Below are 23,325 nucleotides of genomic sequence, written 5' to 3'. Positions count from 1 at the left end.
AACTATCTATTGTAAAATTGTTAGGCGGCGCAGATCGTTGGAAGCCTCTTGTAAGGCTTATGAGTTGTCTTTTGCGACTGTCGATTGAGATGAAGTATCGGGCTATGGCCATAATTATTGCTGTTCCTAGGGTGGATGACTACATCCTAGCTCTGATACGTGGCTTGAATATTTTGACGCTGCTGAAAAATATAAAAAATCGCGCGCTTGCCCAAAGGTGTTAAGTGTATGATTTAATAATCAATTTTCATATCCAAGCAAGGTGAGTTCGTCACGGGTTTGATCGACAATATGTTGCCTTAGCTTTGCATTCATGGCTTGTCTTTGTTCTTTGCGAACGAATGTCATTCCGTGATTTGGATTATGTGCGCGATAAAGGTTTTCTTGCTCTGTCATGCTTTGGCGCTGAGCTAATGCTACCGCATTTCCAATTCTCTCGTCCGGCACATTCCAGCCAAAGTTTTTACATAAATTTCTCAGCTCAGTGGTTGGTTTCGTAATCAAATCTTCATATCGAATTAGATGTAGTATGTAGCTATTGGAGTTTAGACTGTTACTAAGCCACGATCTCACATGATTGCGCCACGCTTCAATGCCCAGTGTTGGAGTGGCGCAAAATTCTTCAAGCGTCATATTATTTTTTTGAAGAGACATCGTGAAGTGGAAGTAGCTAGATAATACATCTGCGGGGTGACGGGCGATATAAATTACCTTGCGGTAGTTTCGATTACAGAGGCCGTGTGATTTGTAGAGCCGAATTTGTGAGCGTCCAATTGGCTCGGCCTGAACATTTCGTCCCAAGTGAAGATCATGCACGTATCTGCCAATTGAAGAGAATGTTGCGTGATCGGACGTTTCATCTTCGCAGCCAAGCATATTCGCGATTAGAACGCTCAACCATGTCACTCCAGATTTTGGAAACTCGACTAAGTAATAATCGCTTGCGTACTGGTTAATTGGCGCTAAACGGTTATCTTTCCAGCGCCTCTTGATATGAGATGCCCGTTTGAGAAGAGTAAATCTCGAAGTCATCTGCTTACCTCGTTTTCGTTGCCCTCAAGAATGGTCGACTGAGAGAATTCCTTGAGTTTGCTCACGCTTGAAAATGCTCCCAATGATGCTGCGCGTTCAATTTTCCGCGGGCTCCAATTCCACCAAGCGATGCTTAAAAGCTCTTTCTGCTCTTCCTGGTTGAAACGCCAGCCGATCAATCTGGCTGGGTTGCCTCCTACAATCGCGAATTCTGGTACATCTTTGACTACAATAGATCCGGCCGCAATTATGCTTCCATTTCCGATGGTGACTCCTCCAGGGACGATTGCGTTCGCTCCTATCCATACGTCGTGTCCGATCTTTGTGAGCGGCGGTGTTTCATCGAATAGAGTTTCCGACACGAACGACTTTCGAGCTCCTGAGTTGGCTTGAGAGAAAAAAGCTGGGTAGGTCGAGCAGAACACTTTGCTCGGGTGTCGTGCTAGACCGATCTTGCATTGTGGTCCAATTGAACAAAATGAACCAATGTTGCAGTTTGCTATCGAGGAGTTTGCGGATATGTACGAGAAAATGGAGATCTTGCAGTTGTTTATACTTGAATTTTTGTGTATAATTGAGTTTTCTCCTAGCCGCGAATTCTTTGCGGTCGCACCTCTCATCAAGAAGCCATCTTCAAGCCTTCTCTTAGTTAAAAGGATGTGCATCCTTTTTGCTAAGGTTATTATTTTTATGAGTGCAGGTGGGGTATTGATATTCATAGTTTTGGCGATGTTGCTTTCATCGGCGGAAATCATTATATCTTGTTTGAATTAACTTCAGATTCTAATGCCTCAATCTCCGCCTTCAATGCCTCAAACTCCGCCATCTTCCTTGCCAAGAACCGCTGCGTAATCGCCGCCTTCTCCGCCACGCCTTTCGGCGTCAGTAGGTAGGCATAGCGCCGCTTATCTTCAGCGGCCTTGAAGTTCCCGAGCTTCACGAAGCCCTTCTCAACGAGCGCCTTGAGCACGTAGTTCGCGCTTCCGGTGCTCACGCCGACCGCGTTCGCCAGTTCCCGCTGCGACATTTCCGGGTTTTCCTCGAGAAGGCGCAAGATGCGAAACCGGATATCTTCCTGGACCTTGCTGCGCTGGCCTGCCATCAGAAGCTCGCATTCTGGCAGGCTACCGCATCAGCGCTGACTCGGGTCAGCCTGAAGGGAGGGGTGTTCAGAGCTTTGGGTCGAAAATCCGACATCGTTCAAAGTTGAGCGTTTAGCAGGATGCTGCACCCGCTAAAAGGGTGTTTATGCAAATCCAGTCATCCGACAAGGGAGGTCACGGGCGTGTGATCGTAAGCTGCTTGGAGGCAGCGGAGATCGGCCGGTGAAGTATGGCGGGAGCCTTAGGTGTCGAATGAGGAAAGGGGCCCGGTTTGTCTGGAGGGCAGCTCGTCGCGCCAGCAGGTTGTCGCGGGAGGGTGTCGCCAAGCGCGCCGCAACAGAAGCGTCTCCAGTCGCTTGTTCGACATGCGCCGCCACTTGCCTCAGTGGGCTGCTTGACGTGCCCGGATGCCGGGGGTGAGCAAGCGGCGCAAATCTTCGAAAGTTTCGCCGCCGCGGAACCGCGCGAAGGCAAGCGCCAGGCGCTTCACATGTTTGGCCTCCACGACGTCGAAGAGCTCGGCGCAATGATCGGCGGTCCGAGCAGCGAGCATTTGGGGGAATGGCCACCTAGCCGAAGGCGCGCGGCAAAACGTGACGGCCAGCGTGCGTTCGGCGGCGAAGAACCGCCCGCGATGATCGAACTCTCCCGGAGGGTCGGTGCGCCGTTCTTTACGGTCGAGATATTCAAACGCCGCCGCGATTTCAGCGCTGGTATAGGCCAGACTTGTTGCGAAGACCGCGAATTCGTGACGCGGGCCCGAGGTGGGGAGGATGTCGAGCATGATGTTGTCCTTTGCTTGCTGAGTGATCTCAGTTTAGCCGAGGCGGGTGAAAAATCGGTTTTGAAAAATTTCGATAATCTCTCGGTTTGGTCGAATTATGTGGACAACTCGGCAGACGGTGCTGGGACGAGACGCAATAGCTAGGGGGTGTGGTAACGTTGGGCGGAGATGGGCAGGTCGCTCGTAACGCCTGGATGAGGCGTATTCGGAATAGACCCGAACCTGTCTTGGGGTGATTATCTCAGGGGGGAATAAGGTGCGATCCGGTCTTGCACTTTGCGGCTCGTTAATCTCCCAGTTGGGAGATCTTCGGGCTGCGCCGAGCGACATCGTTGCCGATAGTCTTTTCGATCCCCCTTTGCAGGGGGACACTCCCCTTTCGGGGCACAATTCTCAAACGCAAAACTTCGTCGAATTCTCGAAGAATAATTGTGTCTAATCGTTGTCGATCCTCCTTTCGGGAGGGCGCAAAGGCCCTTCCGAAGAGAGAACACCAACCGGATCGCTGAGAGATGATATGAAATCAAGGCACTGAAGTAAATGAAAAAATAACTCTAGGTTGTGGAGTTGGGGTCTGACGCAAGGTAAGTGGTGGTGCTTTGGCGCCAGTGCGACGCGTCACTGACGCGTCAGCCCTTCTGCCGCTCCACGAACTGCCCGAGCTTGGAGAAGTTCTTGCTCGCAATCGTCATCACGCCGCCGACCTTGTTGCCGCGGATCGCGCGCCAGTCTTCGCCCATCTTCTCGCGGATCCGAGCGAGGTTGCGATTGCTCACACCGCCCAAGCGCATCTTGTAGAGCACCTCGGGGATGTAGACCGAGCGACCAGTCGCTTGTGAGAAATAGCGCAGGATGAAGTCGTAATCGGCTGCGATCCGAAAGCTGGTGTCGAAGCCGCCGAGGCGCTCGTAGACCGAGCGTCGCAGATAGAGGGTGGGGTGGGCCGGCATCCAGCCGCGTCTGAGTTTCGCCGCGCTGTAGGGACCTGTCGCCCAATGCCGGACGACCTTCCTCGTGTCGGCCTGCGAGACATAATCGAGATTGGAGAAGACCGCTTCGACCTGCGGGGCCTCAAACGCGGCTGCGACGCGGGAAAGCACTTCGTCATGGGCGAGGAAGTCGTCGCTGTGGACGAAGCCGACAATGTCACCGGACGCCTTCATCACGCCCTTGTTGAGCGCATCATAGATCCCCTTGTCGGGTTCGCTGACGAGGACCATCCGGTCATGGGCGGCGCGTTCGATCGCGGCGAGCGAGCCGTCCTTCGATTTCCCCTCGATGATGAGGTGCTCAAGATCGGGATGGGTTTGTCGCCCGACGCTCTCGATAGCTTCGCCGACGGTGGCTTCAGAGTTGTAGACGGCGGTGACGACGGTGATCTTCATGAAAATGTTGGCCCAGGAAAAATCTGTTCGACCCGTCTATAGGTGCTCCCTGCGGAGGATGAAACCGACCTTGCTTTCGTCGCCTCGCAGACAAGCTACCTCCCGCTCGCCGCATAAGCCCAAATCCCGACCCATTCCTTGATCGCGAGATCCAGCGTGTCGAGATGGCCCGCGAAAACCCAGGCAGTATATTCGAGAAACCCCTCTGCGCGATAATCGACAGGGTAGGGGACTACCTCCTCCCATCCGGCGCGCTCAAAGCTCGCCATGGCGCGTCGCATGTGGAAGGCGCTCGTGACGAGCAGCGAGGTCTCACCCGGTTTGGGGCGCGCGAGATCGAGGCTGAGGCGCGCGTTCTCACTGGTGTTGCGCGATCGGGTCTCGAGGAGAAGCCGCGCATGTGGGATACCCGTTTCGCGGAGGGCGGCGGCCATAACCTCGGCGCCGGGCATGGTTTCTTGCGTCGGGTTGCGCAGGGCGCCGCTGCCTGCAGTCGATGACAGCTTGCCGCGGGGCCAGGGGAACCATAATTTCCTACACAAAGTAAAATAATGTGTAGGAATGCCTGATGGAACACCTCCCGGTCCCGATCCAGGCTGCCTATCATGAGCTGATGCAGAGGTTCCGGGCCCGGCCACCCCTCTCCGTCCCTGGGTCCATCATGCGGATCGAGAAGTCCGGTCGGGGCTATTGGGTGTCGAGGCGCCGCATCGGGGACCGGGTCGTGGAGAAAACGATCGGCCCTGAGACGCCGGAGGTCCTGGCGACCGTCGCGGCCGCGCGCGCCGAGTGCTCTGCTCCCTAAAAAGTGGACCGTTTGAAACTGGAGTTTTCAGCTAAGCTTTCCTGGCTGGCAGAGGGGCAGAAACTCATGAAAGCATCGAAGGTCACTGAAACGCGAGACAGGCGTTCATTCCGCCGGACAGAGCGGCGGAATCGCCGACACATCCACCTCGCGGGCTGCGTGCCAGGCATCATAGGCGCCCTGCATCCTGATCCAGATCAGCGGCGCGTTTCCGAATAGCTTGCTCAAACGCACGGCGACCTCAGCGCTCACGGGCTTCCGTTCGGCCAGGATGTCATGCAGGTGCTGGCGCGAGATCCCGAGCATCCGCGCGATCTCGGTCTTGGACTTCCTGGTCGCGGGGATCAGGTCCTCGCGGAGCAGTTCGCCCGGATGCGTCGGGCAGCGGGCAGGATTGCGGCTCATCTTTGCCTCTTGGTGATATTGATCCTAGTCCAGCACATAAGCATCGCCGTCGTGGAACTCGAAAGTGATGCACCACGGGTCATTCTTATGGACCGTGTAGCGCGTTGGGTTGTGACCTCGCAGGTCCTGAGCATCAACGCATTGCCTGATATCGATAAAGCTGTCGATGCCGTCCTGGGGGTGCCGGCAACCAGTGCCTCGAGATTGTGCGTGGTATTTGATGCGCTCGTTACGGCGGGAGGAGTGCGGCCGGAACCACGCCTGGCGAGGCGCAACGAGGCAGGGACACGGCGCCTCTCTGCGCTATCTCGTCAAATGGGTTCCATCCGACAGAAGGATCTCGTCCATCGGCACATCCCAAGGCATCGGGTAGATGGTCGACAAGACGCAGCCCGAAAAACCTATGCCGACGATCCGCGGTTTTTTCTCAAAACGAACGAGCGTCCGGTCGTAATAACCACCCCCGTTTCCAAGGCGGTGGAGGGTCGTGTCGACCCCGACAAGAGGGACAATCACGATGTCGGGCATGCGAGGTTCGCCTGCGGCCGGCACGGGGATGTTCCAGATACCGCGCACCATCTGGCACTCCGGGGACCACGTATGGAATTCGAGCGGCGCATCTCGCTCGATGACGACGGGCAACAGAATTTCGGCCCCGGCCTCATGTGCCTTGCCCATCCAGCCCCGCAGATCCGGCTCGCCTCTGATCGGCCAATAGACAGCCACGGTGAGGCGGGCATCGAGAGGAACTATCCGGTCGAGACCGTCAATCAGCCGGTCGGTCGCACGCTCCCGATCTTCTGCCGACAAGGCCCGCGCGGCCACAAGCCGGGCGCGCTCCGCCCGTCTAAACCGCGCCACATCGCGTGCTGTCTCGGGATCGACCAGGTGCCCGTCGACCAGAAGATGAGCAAAGCAGGCGGAGGCTCCTCCGGTAGCATCGTCGTCCATGTTTATGCCATCCGCTCACGTTTCTGAGGCGGAAAGATCGTATCGTATCCCCAAGTGAAAACGAAGGCGTAGACGAGGTAAAAGACTGCAAATGACAGTTCCATCACCAGAATGGTCAGCAGGGAGGCGTCGAGCCACCATGCGAAAACCGGCAGAAGCAGGGTGAGCAGCGTCAGCTCGAAAAGCACCGCGTGAGAGATCCGAATTGGCATAGTCTTACGGACATCGCCACGACGCCAGAGCAAGAGATGATCGAAGGCCAAGTTGAATAGGTAGTTCCAGGCAGTGGCCGCTGTTGCGCCAAGGACCACAAGCACGCCCATTTCCTCCATGGGATGACCGAAAGCCCAAGCGAAAAGCGGCGTCACGATGAGGAGGCCAATGAGTTCGAAACTCACGGCTTGGCGGATACGGTCTAAGGTGCTGCGCATGAAAAGTCTTCGTTAGGTCAGGCGGTCAAGCGTGCAGACCGTGTGCTCGGGCGGGGGAGGGGCGGGGTCTGCCTATGGTGGGTCTCGCGGGCTGGCTTTTCAAGCAGGGCTCGACGCTGGTCGCGCCGACCCGCAATCCAGCGGCTGGAAATACCTACCGATAGTCTGTCTTGTATCTTGTGGCTAGCTTTTCGCCTCAGGTGTCGGCATCAGTTTTCGAGGATGCGTTTCTGCTCGTTTTCTGATCTTCCGAGCATACTCTCAAATGCCAGCTTTCAAAGAGAGGGTGCTCAATGAACGGTATGTCACATCGCGAACCATGCACCCCGCCTTGCTCAGAGAAATTGAGATACCCGTATCCGCGACGACCAGATTCTGATGCTCGCGCTGACCGAACGAACCCCCTTTTCTCGTGACGCGATGTCTGAGCAGAGAACGGGTAGCCTTCACCTTCAGCTGTCCCGATGTCAGGGCCTTGTATGCGGCAAGCATCCGTTGCGACGACGCCTCAGAAGAATCTCGGCAGTTCGACCACTGGGTTCTCGTATAACATGCTGCCAGCAAAGCGGTTTCGTGCGCAGATCCGCGTTCGCAGCGTCTCCTCATGGCCTCCCGATTGGCAGCAGAAAACCGATTTCATCTTCGATGGCCTTGATCATGACTGGCTTCATACGCCTTGACGCATGGGCCGTTATCGGAAAAGACTCGTTGAGTTTCGGTCGGTTCCTCATGCCGTTGTTCATCATGCCGTTGGGGAGCGAGGCCCCCACGCCTTTTGCGATCGCGAGCAAAGTGCCAGGCTGCTGCACGACGATCAGAGCGGGCGTGGGCATGCGGATTGCCCCCTTATCTTTGATCTCGTGAAGAACGCGGCAAAGCGTCTCGCTGGACATATCCAACAGCGAGGCGATGTCGCGCCGCGTGAGCGAAAGCGGCAAATGCGTATCGACCGTGCCCGACTGCGGAGGTAGCTGAGCGAACAACAGGGCCGCAACACGTTGAATAGTTCCCGTGCCGCGCAGGGATGACGCCCAGAGGCGTTCCTTCTCGAGCTGACGGACGGTCGCGGCGAGATAGCCTTTCTGCAACGTTGCGTGCTCTGACAGCAGTGTCTCAAAACTCGAACGCGTCATCCAGCACAGGGTAACATCCGTTGCCGCTTCCCAGGACAACTTGTTCTCAGCAGCCCCGATGTCGCCGACGATATCCCCAGGGCCGAGCAGGCTCAGAATATGCATTCTGCCGTCTACGGTCAGGTTGACAACCTTCACCGTTCCTGAGGCCAGAACCCCAATCGAGGCAGCGGGTTCGCCCTGGGCAAAGATGGTCGTGCCCGAAGGGAATCGGGCGACGTGTGTTCGCATTTCCAAGGCTTTCGCCGCGCACGCGTCAATCTCCCCGAAAAATCCAATTCCATCCTCCACGAACTGGAGACAGGTCGATGTTGGTGCGCAGGTGAGTTGACTATCAAGCAGCATGTAGACCTCGCCTAAATAATTGTTTTTTCAGGTCAGTCTTGATGACCTCCGCTGAAAACTTCCCGTCAACATAAGCGCAATCACAAGGATCGGTCCTGACATGGATCAGCGTGCCGAGCGCAATCAAGTCAGCAAAGGGCCTTCCTGATCCATGTAGGAGGGATCGAACTCTGCCTCGCTGATCAGCCGGTCGTAATCGTGGAAGGAAACGCGGCCCGAGCGAAAGGTGACCAGCCCAACCTCGCGCAGCTGGCGCAGCGCTCTGTTGACGTGTATCGCGCTGAGCCCCAGGGCATCGGCCAGATGATACTGCGTGAGCGGACAATCGAAGCCGCGCTTGTCTGCGACGCCGACAAAGGAGAGCCGTGCGCCAAGCTCGAGAAGAAAATGTGCGACGCGTTTATCCGCGCTGCGACGGCCAATCCCCACAAGATGCTCGACGACCATCGCCTCGTCGCGAGAGGCCGCCCAAAGTATGGCGGTCGCAAGCCGCGGTGTGGTCTTAAAAACATCGAGCAACTCATCCAGCCGCACTTCTGCCGCCTCGATCTCGACCACTGGCTCGAAGCTGTGATCGGAGGTGCGCAAAAGTATGCTGCGCAGGCCCAGGAAGTCACCGGGGACCTGAAAGTCGACGATCTGTCGCCCGCCATCGGGCTGAATCTTGTAGGAGGAGACCCATCCTTTCGAGAGAATATAGGTGGCGTGTTCGGATTGGCCCTGATGAACCAGATCGCGTCCCGACGCGAACGAGCGGCGGTGGCGAAATAAGAGCTTCAGAGCCGTGCGTTCCTGATCCGTTAGGGTGACGAATGCCGCAAGCTTACGCGCGAGTGGTGTGTCTTCCATCCGTGGCTTGCTTTCCATTGGTCCCGGTCAGCACAGACCTGGTATCGCAAGCTTAAGCTGCTTTCGATCAGTCCAGCCGAAAGGAATTTCTGTCATATTGCATGTTGGCACCATTACCAGCCGGTGGCGACCCAAATCCCACAAGGAAAGGCCGAAACCAATGTCCTCGAAATCGGAATATGCAGGGATCGCTGCGCTGTCGATCTGCGAGGCGTTGCTCTTGGCGATGAACGATCGCGGTTTGCTGTCGGAGGCCGAGGTCGTCGGCGTGCTCGAAGATGCGGCCGCAAGTCATGAACACGCGGCTGCCGCATCTCTCGCAGGGGAGGCGCACCTGGCCACGGCAGAGCTGATCCGCGCAATCGTCGCAGGCGGAAATTCCGTGCGCAGGCTTTGACCGGGATTTAGGGTTCTTTCGAGAGCCGGAGTTAGCGCAACAATGCGAAGAGGTCCGCCCTTTTGATCTTCCTGAAATCGGTTCTTGTCAGGGCGTGAGGCTTCGAAGTGCGAGCCGCATCTGCTTCTCGATCTCTATCAAAACGAAGAAAACGACGCCGATCAGGATGATCAATACGCCTTCGGGGACCGGCACGGCTTGTGTTCCGAACACCTTCTGCAAAGGGGGGACGTAGGTAATTGCGAGCTGGGCTGCCATGACGGTAAGCACGCAGCCCCAGATGATCGGCGTTCCTCGCGCAGCCGCCCAGGTGAGTGAGGTGCCGTGGATGTTGCGGATGAAGAAAAGATGGAAAATCTCGAGCACGACCAAGGTGTTCATTGCCATCGTCTGCGCCAGGACGGACGGGTAGCCCCGGTCGGTGGCGTAGAAGTAAACCCCGAAAACCGCCATCAGGAATAGCGACGAGACGGGCACGATGTGCCAGATTAGTTGACCCGTCAGCAGCAGCGCGGCGCGCAGGCGAGGCGGCCGGCGCATGGTGCCGGGCTCGGACGGTTCGAAGGCGAGCGCGACGCCCAGCGTCACGGCGGTGATCAGGTTTACCCAGAGGATTTGCACCGCCGAAATCGGCAGTGTCATGCCGGCAAAGAGCGCTGCGACAATCGTCATTGCCTCGCCAGCATTGGTGGGTAGTGTCCAGCTGATGACCTTTTTGATATTGTCATAGACCGTCCGGCCCTCGCGCACTGCTGCGGCGATAGACGCGAAATTGTCATCGGCGAGCACGATTTCGGCGGCCTCCTTGGCTGCCTCGCTGCCCTTTCGCCCCATGGCGATCCCGGCATCGGCGCGCTTGAGCGCCGGTGCGTCATTGACCCCGTCTCCGGTCATGGCGACGGTCAGCCCCTGCGATTGCAGGGCTGTTACGAGCCGCAATTTGTGGGCCGGAGAGGTGCGCGCGAAGATGTCGGTCTTCACGGCCGCGTCGGCGAGTTCGGCGTCGTCCATCGCTTCGATATCCGCGCCGGTGAGAACGCGCTCGGCGTTCTTCAGCCCGATTCTTCCGGCGATGGCGCGCGCCGTGGCGGCATGGTCGCCGGTGATCATCTTCACTTGGATACCCGCGGCATGACAGTCGGCGACGGCGTCTATGGCTTCGGCCCGCGGGGGATCGATCAGACCGATCAGGCCGACGAAGGTCAGCTGCCCCTCCAGGTCAGCCGATATCAGTTCGGCGTGGCCCGCAGACACCGCGCGTGTGGCGATCGCGATCACCCGCTGGCCTTCGGCAGCGAGCTCCTCGATCGCTGCGTGCCAGTGATCGACGTGCAGCGGCTCCGTGCTGCCGTCGGCGCTGCGCTGGTCGGCGCAGAGTGCAAGCACCGCTTCGGGGGCGCCCTTGACGTGGATGCAGGCGTGGCCTTTGCGGTCGCGGTGCAGCGTGGCCATGTAGCGATGCGCGGCATCGAAGGGGATTGCATCGGCACGGGACCATTCGCGGAAGGGCTCGGGCCCGTCTCGAGTGACCTTGCCGGCGAGCGCCATGAGCGCGCCCTCCATCGGGTCGCCCTCGACACGCCAGCCTTCGGCATGGCTGTGCAGCAGCGCATCGTTGCAAAGCGCCGCGGCGCGGGCGAATTCCATCAGCACCGCGTGGTCGTCCGGGTCGATATCGGCATCGCGCCAGCGCACCGCGCCTTCGGGAGCGTAACCGTTGCCCATCACGGAATAAACGTGCTCGGTCGCGGCGAGTGAGGCCACCGTCATTTCGTTGCGCGTCAGCGTTCCGGTCTTGTCCGAGCAGATCACCGAGACTGCGCCCAGCGTCTCGATCGCCGGCAGGCGGCGAACGATGGCGTTGCGTCGGGCCATTGCCTGCACCCCGACAGCGAGGGTGATCGTCAACACTGCTGGCAATCCCTCGGGAATCGCAGCTACCGAGAGGCCGACGATGGCCATGAACAGGTCGGAAAACGGCAGGTGGCCGACGAAGTAGCCGTAGGTCAGGAGTGTCGCCGCCACCATAAGGATGAAGACCGTCAGCCAGCGGGCGAAGCGGTCCATTTGCGCGACGAGCGGCGTCGTCAGCGTCTCGACCCGGCTCAGCATGCCGCTAATCCGGCCAATCTGGGTCTGTGCGCCCGTCGCCACGACGACGCCGCGTCCCGCCCCGGCGGCCACCAGCGTGCCCGAGAAGAGCATCGAATTCCGGTCGCCCAGCGGCGCATCCTCCGCGACCGATGCGGTGCCCTTGTCGACCGGCACGGATTCGCCGGTCAGGATCGCCTCCTCGGCCTTCAGCCCCCGGGCCGAGATCAACCGAAGATCGGCTGTCACCCGATCACCCGCCTCGATCAGCACGATGTCGCCGGGCACCAGATCGGCCGCCTCGAGGGTCTGTCGGCGTCCGTCGCGCAGCACCGCCGCGCGCGGCGCCAGCATATCCCGGATCGCGGCCATTGCTTGCTCGGCGCGACCTTCTTGGACATAGCCGATCACCGTGTTGACGATTGCCACGGCAAGAATCACACCCATGTCCAGCCAATGCTGAAGAGCCCCCGTCACCGCGGCGGAGGCGAGCAGCACATAGATCAGCACGTTGTGGAAGTGCGCCAGGAAGCGCAACAGCGGGCTTCGTCGGGGCGGTTCGGGAAGCCGGTTGGGACCGTGCGCGACCCGGCGATGCGCGGCTTCCTCGCTGCTAAGTCCTTCCGCCCTGGCTGAGACCGCCTGAAGGGCTTCACTTGGGGGCAGTGCATGGAGCCTCGAGATGATATGCTGCTCTTCCGCCAGAAGCCGGGTGTCGACTGGGTGAAGATTCGCCGGGCTTGTCGATGGAGGATAGGACGTGGAAGGCATGGGGGTCCTTGTCGCGTCGCAAGAGATGTCAGGTTCAATCAGGTCTGCAAGAAACTCGGCAATCATCATGTGGCAAATTGCATTTTCGGGCAACTCTACTGAAACGAGAGGGTTTACTACATCGTCGGTGCCTCAGCCGAAAATTCGCGGCCGTGCATCATGAGTTTCCTTCAGAGGTGTCTTGAACTCGATGTGCCCAGATCGGAGCATTGTTCGATGACGACAGGCACTCCTTTCTGCAGGACCCGAGACGGATAATCACAGAGACGAGACGCCATTCGAGTGACAGATCACGCGCTCCATCCCCTCCGTCGCGTTGCGTTGTGTCAATGTTGCCGCATCCCGCATCTGGTAGAAAGGAAGCCGCAAGCCAATAAGGGGTTGCCTTAACACAAAATATCTCGCCAAGGAGGTTTCGATGCCAGAATTGCATCCAAATTCGGCGCGCGACTTGTTGGTGGCGATGAACCGCCCCAGAGACACTTCTTTGCATTTTCGTCACGTGATGGCCTGTCTCGACCATTCGCCGCAGTCGCGTCGGGTTCTGGCTGAGGCTGCGGCCATTGCCGAAGTCATGGGAGCCGAGTTAACGGTGCTTCGGGTGATGGAGGCCGGAACGGAGGCTATGCGACGTCCGGTCGATCCCGTCGATTGGGACCTCGGCCGCCGAGAGGAGGAGGCAGAGCTTGGCCGGCTTGTTGGCGAAATCTGTTCCGTGCCAGACATCCACACGGAAGTCATGAGCGGAGCGTCTGCGGACTGCATCTGCCGCAAAGCGCATGCGGCCGGGGTGGATCTGATAGTGTTGGGTGTAGGTGGACGCGACCGCTGGACCGAATGGGGTCTCGGCAGCACGGTGCGTCAGGTCGCCGAGCGCGCCGCAGGCTCTGTCTTGATCGTCCCCGAGTCCCCGGCCAATGACGTGTCGCGACAGGCGCCCGGGGGGCGTGTCCTGGTGCCGCTCGACAGTTCGACCTGGGCGGAGGCGGTGTTGCCGATTGCCCTGCGTGCCGCCCAGAGCCGGAGCGCCGAGTTGGTCTTGTTGCACGCGGTGCCGGACATCAGCCTTACGGGAAACAGTCCGCCCGACGCCCATGACGAGGCTTTGCGTGCCGACCTGCGCCACCGCAACGAACGCGTGGCCCAAGCCTATCTCGACAGAATCCGGGCACTGTTGCCCGCCGACGCGTTGCGCACGCGCGTGCGCCTTATCAGTGGCGAAGACCCGCGTCGGGCGCTCGCCCGAGCTGTAAACGAGGAAGCCGCCAGCCTCGTGGTGCTCAGCGCGCGCGGGCAGGGGGCGCATCCTGACCTGCCGATCGGCAGCACGGCGGAATACCTGATTTCGGCGGCTACTGTTCCCGTGCTTCTGGTGCGCCGCCCCGAAGCCGGATCGAGGCCTTCGGCGCAGGCCGCGCCGTGGCGATTACCTATGGTTAGGGCGCCGGTGTGATCGAGGCGCCAGATCGGGAAGCTGGCGCCGGGCCGGAGGAACTGCTCGATCACGCAGCCGAGAGCTTGAGCCACCACCTCGAGATCTGCGCGGGCGCTCCGCGTTCCGCTCCAGTCTGGGCCGAACTCGATGCGATCCCGAAATGGCTTGTCAGGGCGCAACGCAGTTCGATACATCCGCCTCCGGCAGCGACAAAGGCGGCCGAATGGTTGCTCGACAACGAGTATCATGTTCGCCGCGCAGTGCGCCAGGTTCAGGCAGATATGCCGCCGGAGTTCTATCGCCGCCTGCCCAGCCTCGCCACCCCCGAGTGCCGCGGCCTGCCGCGGATATTTCTGGCCGCGCATGGCTTTCTCGCATCTGCGCATATGCAGGTAAATATCGAGGCCGCAGAGAGATTCCTGGCCGCTTTCCAGCGCGGCGCGGCCCTGACGATCGCGGAACTCTGGGCCTTTCCTGCGATGCTGCGGCTCGCCTGCCTCGAGACCATCGTCGTGGCTTTCTCTGAATTGATCGAAAAGATTGATCCTCCTTTCAGAGCAACGCCAGGAGCTGCTTACGGTGAGGCGCACGACCCGACCGAGGCGGTCTCGCGTGCCATTATGGCGCTTTCGGCCATCTCGCGCGTGCCGTGGGAGGAGGTCTTCGAGGCGACGAACCGGGTCGAGGCGATCCTCCGGGAGGACCCGGCAGGTATCTACGCCGCGATGGATTTCGACACACGCGACAGCTATCGCAAAGCGGTCGAGGAGCTATCCGAGGGCTCGGACTGGTCCGAAACGCGTGTTGCCGATCAGGCGATCTTGCTGGCTACCTCCCATGCCGGGGCGTCCCGCGCCAACCATGTCGGCTGGTGGCTTGCCGGCGACGGGCGCCGTCAACTGGAGCAGCTTGTGGGCTTTCGCGCACGTCCCGCGGCGGCGTGGCGACGCTGGGTCCTGGCTCATGCGGGCGCCTCCTATGCCGTCGCGTTGATTGCGGTGGGGACGGTGGCGATGACCGTGCCGCTGGTGATGCTTGCTGTGAACAACGTGTCGGTCACTGCGTCGATCGTTGCCGCGCTCCTGTCGCTCATGCCGGCCTCGATCATAGCCGTCACTGTTGTCAATTGGCTTGTAACTCAGACGATCCCGCCCCGGACGCTTCCCAAGCTCGACTTCCGTGATGGCCTGCCGAAAGGTTGTGAGACGGCCGTCGTCCTGCCGGTGATCATCGCCGCGCAAGACGAGGTTTCGAGACTCATCGCCCAACTCGAGCGGCACTGGCTGACCAACCCCGACCCGCTCCTGCGCTACGTGATCCTGAGCGACCTGGCAGACGCTGCGAGCGAAACCCTTTCATCAGACGCGGGCGTAGAAGACGCTCTCAGCGAGGGCATCCGGAAGCTGAATGGACGATACGGACCAGGTCACCCCTTCGTTCTGATGCACCGGCGGCGGCGATGGAACCCGGCAGAAGGCGTTTGGATGGGATGGGAGCGCAAGCGCGGCAAGCTCGAAGAATTCAATGGATTCCTTCACGGCGATGCAGTGTCGGCCTTCGCCCTGACCGAGGGCAATACCGGCGCCCTTGGTGTCGTGCGCTTTGTGGTCACGCTGGATGCAGACACCATCGCCCCGCCGGGCACGATCCACCGGTTGATCGGCACGCTTGCCCATCCGCTCAACCGGGTGGAATTCGATCCGACAGGCGAGCGCGTGATCTCGGGCTATACCTTCATCCAGCCGCGGATCGAGATCTCGCCAGAGGCGGGCTCGGCCTCGCTTTTCGCCCGGCTCTATACTGGCGACACGGCGATCGATATCTATAGCCGGGCGGTGTCGGACGTCTACCAGGACCTTTTTGGCGAAGGCGTCTTCACGGGAAAGGGGGCCTATGACGCCGCAGCATTCAGCCAGAGCCTGCGCGGGCGGGTGCCGGAGAACGCGATACTCAGTCATGACCTGTTCGAAGGCCTGCACGGGCGGGCCGCGCTCGCGTCAGACATCGTTTTCTATGAGAATTTCCCGGGCAACTACCCAGAATTCACCCGCCGCTGGCACCGCTGGATACGCGGCGATTGGCAGTTGTTGCCCTGGCTCCGGCGCACTGTGCCCGGGCGGGGCGAAAAGCAATTCAAGAATCCGCTTTCACCTCTCGACCGCTGGAAAATCATCGACAATCTGCGCCGCAGCTTGATCCCGCCGGTTTTGGTGCTACTCGCTCTGATCGGCTGGCTTCTCGTGCCGTCGGATGCGTTTGTGTGGTCCGTGCTCACTGTGGTCGCTCCGGGAGTCTACCTGGTAACAGACTCCATTGCGGGCTTTATCCGCGGGCGCAGACGCGGCGTAGTGCGCGAGCGGACGCGCCAGTTCCTCGATCACGCCCGGCGCTGGACCCTTGCCGTCGTTTTCATGGCTCATGAAGCGTTCGTCTCGCTCGACGCAATTTGTCGTGCGCTGTGGAGAATGATGGTCTCGCGCAGGCGGATGCTCGAATGGACTTCCTCTGCCCATGTCGCCACCGCCGACAGCGCGGATCGCAGGCGTGCCTGGGAGGAGATGGCTGGCGCACCGATATTGGCCTTGGCTATGGCGGCCACGCTGATGGCTTTTGCGCCGGAAGCTTTGCCCGGTGCAGCGCCGCTTCTGCTCCTATGGCTGATCTCTCCCGAGATCGCGCAGCTGATCGCCCGCCCTCTGCATCGCCCAGAAGAATCTCTGAGTTGTGACGACCAGCGTTTCCTGCGTCACCTCGCGCGTCGCACATGGTTGTATTTCGAGACCTATGCAGGGCCTGAGGACAACTGGCTACCGCCCGACAATTATCAAACCGAGCCGCATGAAGAGATAGCTCACCGCTCTTCACCCACCAATGTCGGCATGTTGTTGCTTTCAACGCTCTCCGCGTTCGACCTTGGTCATTCCGGGTTGCCCGCCCTCGTCGCGCGAGCCGCCAATGTGCTGGCCACGCTTGAGCGGCTCGAGCGCTACCACGGTCATATCCTGAACTGGTTCGATACCCGCACCCTCGAACCGTTGGAGCCGCGCTATGTTTCCACCGTCGACAGCGGCAACCTTGCGGTGGCCCTGGTGACGCTCACGGAGGGGTGCCGGGAGGCGGCCCAAGGTCCGCCGGTGTCATCTGTTTCGTGGGATGGTCTGGCGGACAGCTTCGGACTGCTGCGCGATGCCCTTGCGGCGATGCCGTCGCAACCTTCTGCCCCACTGCTCGCTCGTCTCGACGACCTGATCGCCGAAGCGGCGCGGGTTCGCGACCGGCCGGAGGATTGGGCCGCGAGCGCCGGCGCAATGCAGGACACGGGGCTGCCCGCGCTCTCGGCGGAGCTTCCGGCCGCGATCGAAGCCGCTCCGGCGACAGATTCCCGAGAGATCCATCTCTGGCTCGAACGCAGCATCCACCATGTGAACAGCTTCATTCGAGATCTAGAGACGCTTTGCCCGTGGACGCCCCTTGTCGTCGCGCCGCCACCTGGGCAGGAGGCACTCGCCGCTCAGCTTGTCGACGTCCTGCCGCCCGATCTTCGCCTCGAGGACACTGAGACCGCAATTGAGACCGCACGGGGTCTGATTGGAGACGGGGAGGCCGATCCTTGGCACGACACCCTTCGCGCTGCGTTCACGCAAGGGCTGGCCGCGCGAAGCGCCCTTCGCGACAGCCTCACGGTCAGCGCCGAGCATGCCCATCGCTTAGCGCTGGCGATGGAATTCGGTCTGCTCTACGACCGCGAGACCCGAACGTTCTTCATTGGCTACAACCTGAGCCAAGACCAGCTGGACCAGCACCGCTATGACCTACTGGCCTCCGAGGCGCGGCTGGCAAGCTACTTTGCGATCGCCAAGGGAGATGTCCCCGTGGAGCACTGGTTCCACCTTGGACGACCACTGGCGCATCCCGGTCGCGACCTGACCGTGCTGTCCTGGAACGGCTCGATGTTCGAATATCTCATGCCCGCGCTGCTATTGCGCAGCGGTCCGGGCCGGCTTCTCGGGCAAAGCGAAGCGGCGGCCGTCGCGGTGCAGAAGCGCTACGGCGAACGGTTGGGTCTGCCCTGGGGGGTGTCGGAAGCCGCCTTCGCCACGCGCGATGCTTCGCATCGTTACCAGTATCGCGCCTTCGGCGTCCCCGGGCTGGGCCTGAAGCGCGGGCTCGATGAAGACTACGTGGTTTCGCCCTATGCTAGCGCGCTGGCGCTTGCCGTGGCGCCGGCAACCGCTGTTGCCAACCTGCGACGTCTCGATGCCATGGGGATGCAAGGGCGATACGGCTTCTATGACGCTGCCGATTTTACCGCCGAACGCAGCCCCAGCGCGCGTTTCACCCCGGTGCAGACCTTCATGGCGCATCATCAGGGGATGTTGCTGTCCGCTATCGACAATGCCCTAACAGGCGATAGCCTCGTGCGGCGCTTTAACCGCGACCCGCGGATCGCGGCGATGGAGATGCTGCTACAGGAGAGGGTGCCATGGGAATATGTCCCCGAGCCGCTACCCGATGCCGCCCCACCGCCACTTCCCGAACTCGAGCGCCGAGCCGTGCCGCCGCTGGATGGCTGGCCAGCGCCCGATACCGGGGTGCCGCATCTCCATGTCATCGGCAACGGTCGCCTGTCGTCCTGGATAAGCGATGGTGGAGACAGCACTCTGTGGTGGCAGGGGCAGTCGCTAACGCTCTGGTCAGGGGACATCGGCCGCCCCGCCCGGGCTGGACTGTTCCTGCGTGATGCCGAGAACGGCATGATTTGGGATTTCCGTCGCAGGTCCAGCCAAGCGGTGGATATCACCTTTTATCCTGACCGAGCCAGCTTCCACCTGCATAAGAACGAGATCGCCGCAACACAGGAAATCGTTACCGTCCAGGCCGACGATGTCGAGATTCGCCGAGTCACCTTGGTCAATGAGAGTCAGAGCACGCGCGAGATCGAGGTGTCGAGTTATGCCGAGGTCGCCCTAGCTTCATTCGCCTCCCATGAGCGGCACCCTGCTTTCAGCAAGCTATTCGTGCAGAGCGAGCCGCTGGTCGGGCTCGATGCTTTGCTCTTTACCCGGCGCCCGCGTCGCCCCTCCGACCGACCGCCAGTCATGCTCCAAAGGCTGCTCACCGGGTCTGACGCGGTGCAGTTCGGCGGCTTCGACAGCGACCGCCGTGCGATCCTTGGTCGCTACGGTAGCAGCGAACCACTGGACTGGCTGCACCGCCCACCGGAGGCGACCGCGGGTTGGACGCTCGACCCAGCGTCGGCGCTGCGGGCTACGGCTCGGCTCGCACCGGGCGCGCGGGTGCAGCTGGCATTCATGACCGTCGCCGCTGGTTCGCGCGAAACCGCGATCGAAATCGCTAGCCGTTATTCTGGCGGCGACGCGCTCGATTGGGCATTCGAAGACACCAAGCGCAGCATCGCAATCGAGGCGGATCAACTCGGGGCATCCGGTGCCGACCTGCGCGCAGCTCAGGCGGTTGCCTCAGAACTCGTTCGCCCGCCTGTCAAGCGGGCCGAGTCTCTGGCCGGTTTTCTAACCGGTCAGCACGACCTCTGGGGGCTGGGATTGTCAGGCGATCTGCCGATCGTGCTCGTGCGGGTGGATGATGCCGACCACGCGGCGCTTTTACCCGCGGTGGTGCGCGCTCATCGCTGGTGGCATCGGCACGGGTTGCGGGCAGATCTGGTGATCCTGAGCACAGGGGCATCAAGCTATGAGGAGCCGATCAATGCGCGATTACGCGACGCGCTGCGCGATGCGGGGCTGGCAGAGGGGCTCGGCGGTGACGGAGGCGTGCATCTGCATAGCGCCGACTGCATTGCCACGTCCCAGCGCCGCGCACTCGAGGAATTGGCGCAGGTGGTGCTCGACGGAGCTGCCGAGACGCTGACAGAGGCGCTACAATCGGTGCAGGAACTGCGCGACAAGTCGCCTCTTTTCACGCCTGATGGCCAACCAGAGAGAGAGACCCAACCACCGCGAGCCCCTGCGCAGGTGCTGCGCTTCGAAAATGGTTACGGAGGGTTCTCAGAGGATGGCGACGCCTATGTCATTCACCTCGATGCCAGCCGCGTTCCGCCGACCCCCTGGTGCAACGTGCTTGCGAATGACTACTTTGGCACAATCGTCTCGGAAGCAGGCCTCGGGTTTACCTGGAGCCTCAATGCCGGCGAGCACCGACTGACGCCTTGGTCGAACGACCCGGTAACTGATGCTCAGGGCGAAGCCCTATATCTGCGAGACGAGGAAACAGCGAGAATCTGGACGCCGACGCCATTGCCTGCGGGGCACGAGGCTCCTTGCGAGGTGACCCACCGAGCTGGCAGCACCGAATGGACGCGGACAAGCCAAGGTCTGGAACAGCAACTCACCGTTTTCGTGCCTACCGAAGCGTCGGTGAAACTCGCCTACCTTCGGCTGCGCAACACCACCGACCGTCCGCGCCGCATCACCGCAACCTATATCGCCGAATGGCAACTCGGCGGGTTGCCAAGTGCCTCGCGGCCGCATGTTGCTTGCGCCTATCGTGCAGCCAGCCGGGCGTTGATCGCCCGCAACGGCTGGCAGCCGGAATTCGCATCGCGCGTCGCGTTTCTCACCGCCAGCCATCCGGCGCACAGCCTGACCTGCGATCGGGCCACGTTCTACGGCCCAGAAAACGACGCCACAAATCCCGAAGGGCTGCGACGTTGGTCGCTCGGAGGTAAATGCGATGCAATTCGCGATGCCTGCGCGGCATATCAGGTCCATCTCGATATAGCCCCGGGGGGTGGCGAGGAGGTAGTTTTCGTGCTCGGCGATGGCGCGAATATCGAGGATGCGGAGGCGCTCGCGGTAAAATGGGCCGATGTCGGGCGTGCAGCCCAGGCCTTGGAGGTGACTCTCGCGACATGGCACCAGCGGTTAGGGGCGGTGACGGTCGAGACGCCCGATCCCGCCTTCGACCTGATGGTGAATCGTTGGCTACCTTATCAGGCGCTCTCCTCCCGTATTATGGCACGCGCCGGGTTCAACCAGGCTGGCGGTGGCATCGGCTTTCGCGATCAATTGCAGGACATGATGGCCTTCCTCTTCTCGGAACCCGCTCGCGTTCGCGCCCATATCCTCGACTGCGCCGGACATCAATTCGAGGAGGGCGATGTGCTGCACTGGTGGCATCCGCCGGAAGGCCGCGGTGTGCGGACGCGCTGCTCGGATGACATGCTGTGGCTTGTCTACGCCACCCATTGCTACGTGCGCTCCACCGGAGATGTCGGCATTCTCGACGAGGAGGTTCCGTTTCTCACGGCACCACCACTTACTGAGGACGAAGAAGACCGATACGCCGCCTTCCCGCGCAGTGCTGAGGCTTGGCCACTCTTCGAGCATTGCCGTCGGGCGCTGGTCCATGGCGTCACCTCGGGACAGCACGGCCTGCCGCTGATCGGGGCAGGGGACTGGAACGACGGAATGGATCGTGTCGGCTATCACGGCAGAGGAGAAAGTGTGTGGCTGGCTTGGTTCGCATCCCATTGCGCCGAAGGTTTCGCCGATCTGTCCCGGCGAGGCGGGCACGAGGATCAGGTTGAGCATTGGGAACGTCGGGCAAGAGAATTGAAGCAGGCAGCGGACAACGCGGCCTGGGATGGGGCATGGTATATGCGCGCCTTTGATGATGACGGGCAGCCCTGGGGCTCGCAGGAATGCGACGAATGCCGTATCGACAGCATCGCTCAGTCCTGGTCGGTCCTGGCGGGCGGGCTCGACAGGGACCGCGGCCGGCAGGCGATGCGATCGGCCTCAGAATGGCTGGTCGACCGAGAGTTGCGCCTCGTGCGTCTCCTCACGCCACCCTTCGACCGCACGCCCCGCGATCCGGGCTACATCCGGGCCTATCCACCCGGCGTGCGCGAGAACGGTGGCCAATATACCCACGCCGCTACTTGGCTCGGCATGGCACAGGCGAAGCTCGGGAATGGAGAGGAAGCCTACCGGATATTCGACCTGATCAACCCGATCCGTCGCTGTGCCTCTCGGGAAGATGCCGAGCGCTACCGCGCGGAGCCTTATGTGATGCCTGCCGATGTCGGGGGCGCGGCGCCATTCGAGGGGCGCGCAGGCTGGACCTGGTATACGGGCGCCGCCGCCTGGTCCTGGCGACTGGGGGTCGAGGCGATCCTCGGGCTGGAACTTGTTGGGGGCGCTTTGCACATCGCCCCGTGTCTACCGAAGGGCTGGGGCCGTTTCCGCGCTCGCCTCCGCGGTCCAGCCGGCGCCATCTCGCTTCGGATCGATGACCCGGAGGGCCTTGGCACTGGCGCCGTCGAAATTACCGTGAACGGTCACGCGCATTCCAGCGCGACCGTTGAGTTTCCGACTGATGGAGCCACCGTCGAGGTAACCGCGCGTCTGAGAGTAGAGCCGGCGAAGGGGCGTCCCCCGGCGTGTGATCTCTGAACCTGAACTGGCCTTCAATTTGATAGATAGTGGCATGAAGACCAACAACTTCACCTGAGATCGCGTTGTCCCTCTATGGTCCGCGCTTGGGGCAGGCTGTGTTTCGGCGGAATACGTGAGCTACTCTTGGTGTGCCATTGGTTCGAAGGGGCAAGTGTGGCTTGGCCAGACGCCGCTAGCCTTTCTCGGGTCAATCCAATCGCACTGCCAGAACTGGAGGCTTAGATTATTGCTTATCTGCCGGTCGGCGCGCGTCATCTCCAAAGCTCATAGCGGCCAGACGATCTGCAGCAGCAGCGGCAAGCTTACTGCAACGACGATCATCTCGAGCGGCAGTCCAAGCTTCCAGTAGTCGCCGAAGCGAAAGCCGCCCGACCCGAGGATGAGAGTGTTGTTCTGATGCCCGATCGGCGTGAGGAAAGCACAAGATACCCCGATCGCCACCGCCATCAGGAAACTGTCGGGGTTCACGTCGAGCGAAGCGGCGATGCCCAGGGCAACTGGGCTCAGCACCGCTGCCGTGGCCGCATTTTTCATCAAATCCGATGGGAACATCGTGGTGATCAGAATTGCCGCCAGAGCCGCGATGGTGTTCTCGCGTGCAACAGTATCGACCAAAAAACGCGCCCGAACATCTGCCGAACCAGAGGTCTGCATCGTGCCAGCCTCCGGGATAAGCGATCCCAGCAGGACGATGACTGGCCAGTCGATGGCCTTGTAGACCTGCCCGGGCGGCACGGTTCGCAGCAGCATCGAGCCCAGAACTCCCAAGGTAAAGGCCACGGATGCGTGCAGCAGGCCGAAGGTGGCAATTCCGATAGAGCCAAGCAAGAGCGTGCTGGCGATGATTGCCATTCGCGCGTTGGGAAAATGCAATTCCCGCTCCCCCAGAGGCGCGGAGCCGGTCTCGTTCATGAAATCGGCCATGATTGCGTGCAGATTGACTCATCTGATCTCAGATTCCTCGGCGCCT

The 23,325-nt window shown here is 60.8% G+C and carries 16 protein-coding genes; 3 read left to right on the top strand and 13 right to left on the bottom strand.

Annotated features, from left to right (window positions below; translation table 11 throughout):
* Positions 1–240: 240 nt before the first annotated feature.
* From BMI85_RS15675 to BMI85_RS15615, 11 genes are all read right to left on the bottom strand, one after another.
* Positions 241–1,032 carry a sulfotransferase domain-containing protein gene (locus tag BMI85_RS15675; RefSeq protein ID WP_078572521.1) on the bottom strand — a complete coding sequence of 264 codons (792 nt, stop codon included), beginning with the start codon at positions 1,030–1,032 and terminating at the stop codon, positions 241–243.
* Positions 1,029–1,751, bottom strand: coding sequence for a DapH/DapD/GlmU-related protein (locus BMI85_RS15670; protein ID WP_210402367.1), 723 nt, complete (start codon positions 1,749–1,751; stop codon positions 1,029–1,031). Before BMI85_RS15670 ends, BMI85_RS15675 begins: the two co-directional genes overlap by 4 nt.
* A 35-nt stretch (positions 1,752–1,786) precedes the next feature.
* The gene (locus BMI85_RS15665) at positions 1,787–2,134 is read right to left on the bottom strand and encodes a MarR family EPS-associated transcriptional regulator (protein WP_078601941.1); all 348 of its coding nucleotides are present in this window, start codon (positions 2,132–2,134) and stop codon (positions 1,787–1,789) included.
* A gap of 383 nt (positions 2,135–2,517) precedes the next feature.
* The gene (locus BMI85_RS15660; RefSeq protein WP_078572524.1) at positions 2,518–2,919 is read right to left on the bottom strand and encodes a hypothetical protein; all 402 of its coding nucleotides are present in this window, start codon (positions 2,917–2,919) and stop codon (positions 2,518–2,520) included.
* A gap of 629 nt (positions 2,920–3,548) precedes the next feature.
* Entirely contained in the window at positions 3,549–4,304 is a 756-nt protein-coding gene (locus BMI85_RS15655; RefSeq protein ID WP_078601940.1) for a glycosyltransferase family 2 protein, read from the bottom strand.
* Positions 4,305–4,399: 95 nt separating this feature from the next.
* Positions 4,400–4,942, bottom strand: coding sequence for a YdcF family protein (locus BMI85_RS15650; protein ID WP_281481358.1), 543 nt, complete (start codon positions 4,940–4,942; stop codon positions 4,400–4,402).
* Between the two features lie 272 nt (positions 4,943–5,214).
* Positions 5,215–5,514, bottom strand: coding sequence for a HigA family addiction module antitoxin (locus BMI85_RS15640; protein ID WP_078601937.1), 300 nt, complete (start codon positions 5,512–5,514; stop codon positions 5,215–5,217).
* A 303-nt stretch (positions 5,515–5,817) separates the two neighbouring features.
* Positions 5,818–6,465, bottom strand: a complete 648-nt coding sequence (locus tag BMI85_RS15630; RefSeq protein ID WP_078572573.1) for a 5-formyltetrahydrofolate cyclo-ligase — start codon at positions 6,463–6,465, stop codon at positions 5,818–5,820.
* Between the two features lie 2 nt (positions 6,466–6,467).
* Positions 6,468–6,896, bottom strand: a complete 429-nt coding sequence (locus BMI85_RS15625; protein ID WP_078572572.1) for a PACE efflux transporter — start codon at positions 6,894–6,896, stop codon at positions 6,468–6,470.
* Between the two features lie 602 nt (positions 6,897–7,498).
* On the bottom strand, positions 7,499–8,374 hold the full coding sequence (locus BMI85_RS15620; RefSeq protein WP_078601936.1) for a Crp/Fnr family transcriptional regulator: 876 nt from the start codon (positions 8,372–8,374) through the stop codon (positions 7,499–7,501).
* 123 nt (positions 8,375–8,497) lie between these two features.
* The gene (locus tag BMI85_RS15615) at positions 8,498–9,223 is read right to left on the bottom strand and encodes a Crp/Fnr family transcriptional regulator (RefSeq protein ID WP_078601935.1); all 726 of its coding nucleotides are present in this window, start codon (positions 9,221–9,223) and stop codon (positions 8,498–8,500) included.
* Positions 9,224–9,383: 160 nt separating this feature from the next.
* Here BMI85_RS15615 and BMI85_RS15610 point away from each other — a divergent pair, with 160 nt between their 5' ends.
* Positions 9,384–9,620 (top strand): hypothetical protein, encoded by a 237-nt coding sequence (locus tag BMI85_RS15610; RefSeq protein WP_078572569.1) that lies wholly within the window; start codon positions 9,384–9,386, stop codon positions 9,618–9,620.
* 87 nt (positions 9,621–9,707) lie between these two features.
* On the opposite strand, the gene BMI85_RS15605 is transcribed toward BMI85_RS15610, so the two are convergent.
* Positions 9,708–12,551: a cation-transporting P-type ATPase gene (locus BMI85_RS15605; protein ID WP_246832578.1), complete on the bottom strand. Its 2,844-nt coding sequence runs from the start codon at positions 12,549–12,551 to the stop codon at positions 9,708–9,710.
* A gap of 349 nt (positions 12,552–12,900) precedes the next feature.
* On the opposite strand from BMI85_RS15605, the gene BMI85_RS15600 reads away from it, so the two are divergent.
* Both BMI85_RS15600 and BMI85_RS15595 read left to right on the top strand, forming a co-directional pair.
* Positions 12,901–13,935, top strand: a complete 1,035-nt coding sequence (locus tag BMI85_RS15600) for a universal stress protein (protein WP_078601934.1) — start codon at positions 12,901–12,903, stop codon at positions 13,933–13,935.
* A complete protein-coding gene (locus tag BMI85_RS15595; RefSeq protein WP_246832577.1) occupies positions 13,932–22,352 on the top strand; it encodes a glucoamylase family protein in 8,421 nt (2,806 codons plus the stop codon). Before BMI85_RS15600 ends, BMI85_RS15595 begins: the two co-directional genes overlap by 4 nt.
* A 267-nt stretch (positions 22,353–22,619) precedes the next feature.
* Here the strand turns inward: BMI85_RS15595 and BMI85_RS15590 are convergent, their stop codons facing one another.
* Positions 22,620–23,279: an SLC13 family permease gene (locus BMI85_RS15590; RefSeq protein WP_078601933.1), complete on the bottom strand. Its 660-nt coding sequence runs from the start codon at positions 23,277–23,279 to the stop codon at positions 22,620–22,622.
* Between the last annotated feature and the right edge of the window lie 46 nt (positions 23,280–23,325).

The organism is Thioclava sp. DLFJ4-1 (assembly GCF_002020145.1).
Taxonomy (GTDB): domain Bacteria; phylum Pseudomonadota; class Alphaproteobacteria; order Rhodobacterales; family Rhodobacteraceae; genus Thioclava; species Thioclava sediminum.
The sequence above is the reverse complement of the archived record's forward strand: the minus strand, read 5'-3'. Positions and strand labels throughout refer to the sequence as shown.

Excerpts from the sequence above, each read along its gene's own strand:
- BMI85_RS15625 (WP_078572572.1), bottom strand. The coding sequence starts at position 6,896 with ATGCGCAGCACCTTAGACCGTATCCGCCAAGCCGTGAGTTTCGAACTC.
- BMI85_RS15665 (WP_078601941.1), bottom strand. The coding sequence starts at position 2,134 with ATGGCAGGCCAGCGCAGCAAGGTCCAGGAAGATATCCGGTTTCGCATC.
- BMI85_RS15660 (WP_078572524.1), bottom strand. The coding sequence starts at position 2,919 with ATGCTCGACATCCTCCCCACCTCGGGCCCGCGTCACGAATTCGCGGTC.
- BMI85_RS15610 (WP_078572569.1), top strand. The coding sequence starts at position 9,384 with ATGTCCTCGAAATCGGAATATGCAGGGATCGCTGCGCTGTCGATCTGC.
- BMI85_RS15615 (WP_078601935.1), bottom strand. The coding sequence starts at position 9,223 with ATGGAAGACACACCACTCGCGCGTAAGCTTGCGGCATTCGTCACCCTA.
- BMI85_RS15600 (WP_078601934.1), top strand. The coding sequence starts at position 12,901 with ATGCCAGAATTGCATCCAAATTCGGCGCGCGACTTGTTGGTGGCGATG.
- BMI85_RS15670 (WP_210402367.1), bottom strand. The coding sequence starts at position 1,751 with ATGAATATCAATACCCCACCTGCACTCATAAAAATAATAACCTTAGCA.
- BMI85_RS15640 (WP_078601937.1), bottom strand. The coding sequence starts at position 5,514 with ATGAGCCGCAATCCTGCCCGCTGCCCGACGCATCCGGGCGAACTGCTC.
- BMI85_RS15630 (WP_078572573.1), bottom strand. The coding sequence starts at position 6,465 with ATGGACGACGATGCTACCGGAGGAGCCTCCGCCTGCTTTGCTCATCTT.
- BMI85_RS15675 (WP_078572521.1), bottom strand. The coding sequence starts at position 1,032 with ATGACTTCGAGATTTACTCTTCTCAAACGGGCATCTCATATCAAGAGG.
- BMI85_RS15655 (WP_078601940.1), bottom strand. The coding sequence starts at position 4,304 with ATGAAGATCACCGTCGTCACCGCCGTCTACAACTCTGAAGCCACCGTC.
- BMI85_RS15620 (WP_078601936.1), bottom strand. The coding sequence starts at position 8,374 with ATGCTGCTTGATAGTCAACTCACCTGCGCACCAACATCGACCTGTCTC.
- BMI85_RS15590 (WP_078601933.1), bottom strand. The coding sequence starts at position 23,279 with ATGGCCGATTTCATGAACGAGACCGGCTCCGCGCCTCTGGGGGAGCGG.
- BMI85_RS15605 (WP_246832578.1), bottom strand. The coding sequence starts at position 12,551 with ATGATGATTGCCGAGTTTCTTGCAGACCTGATTGAACCTGACATCTCT.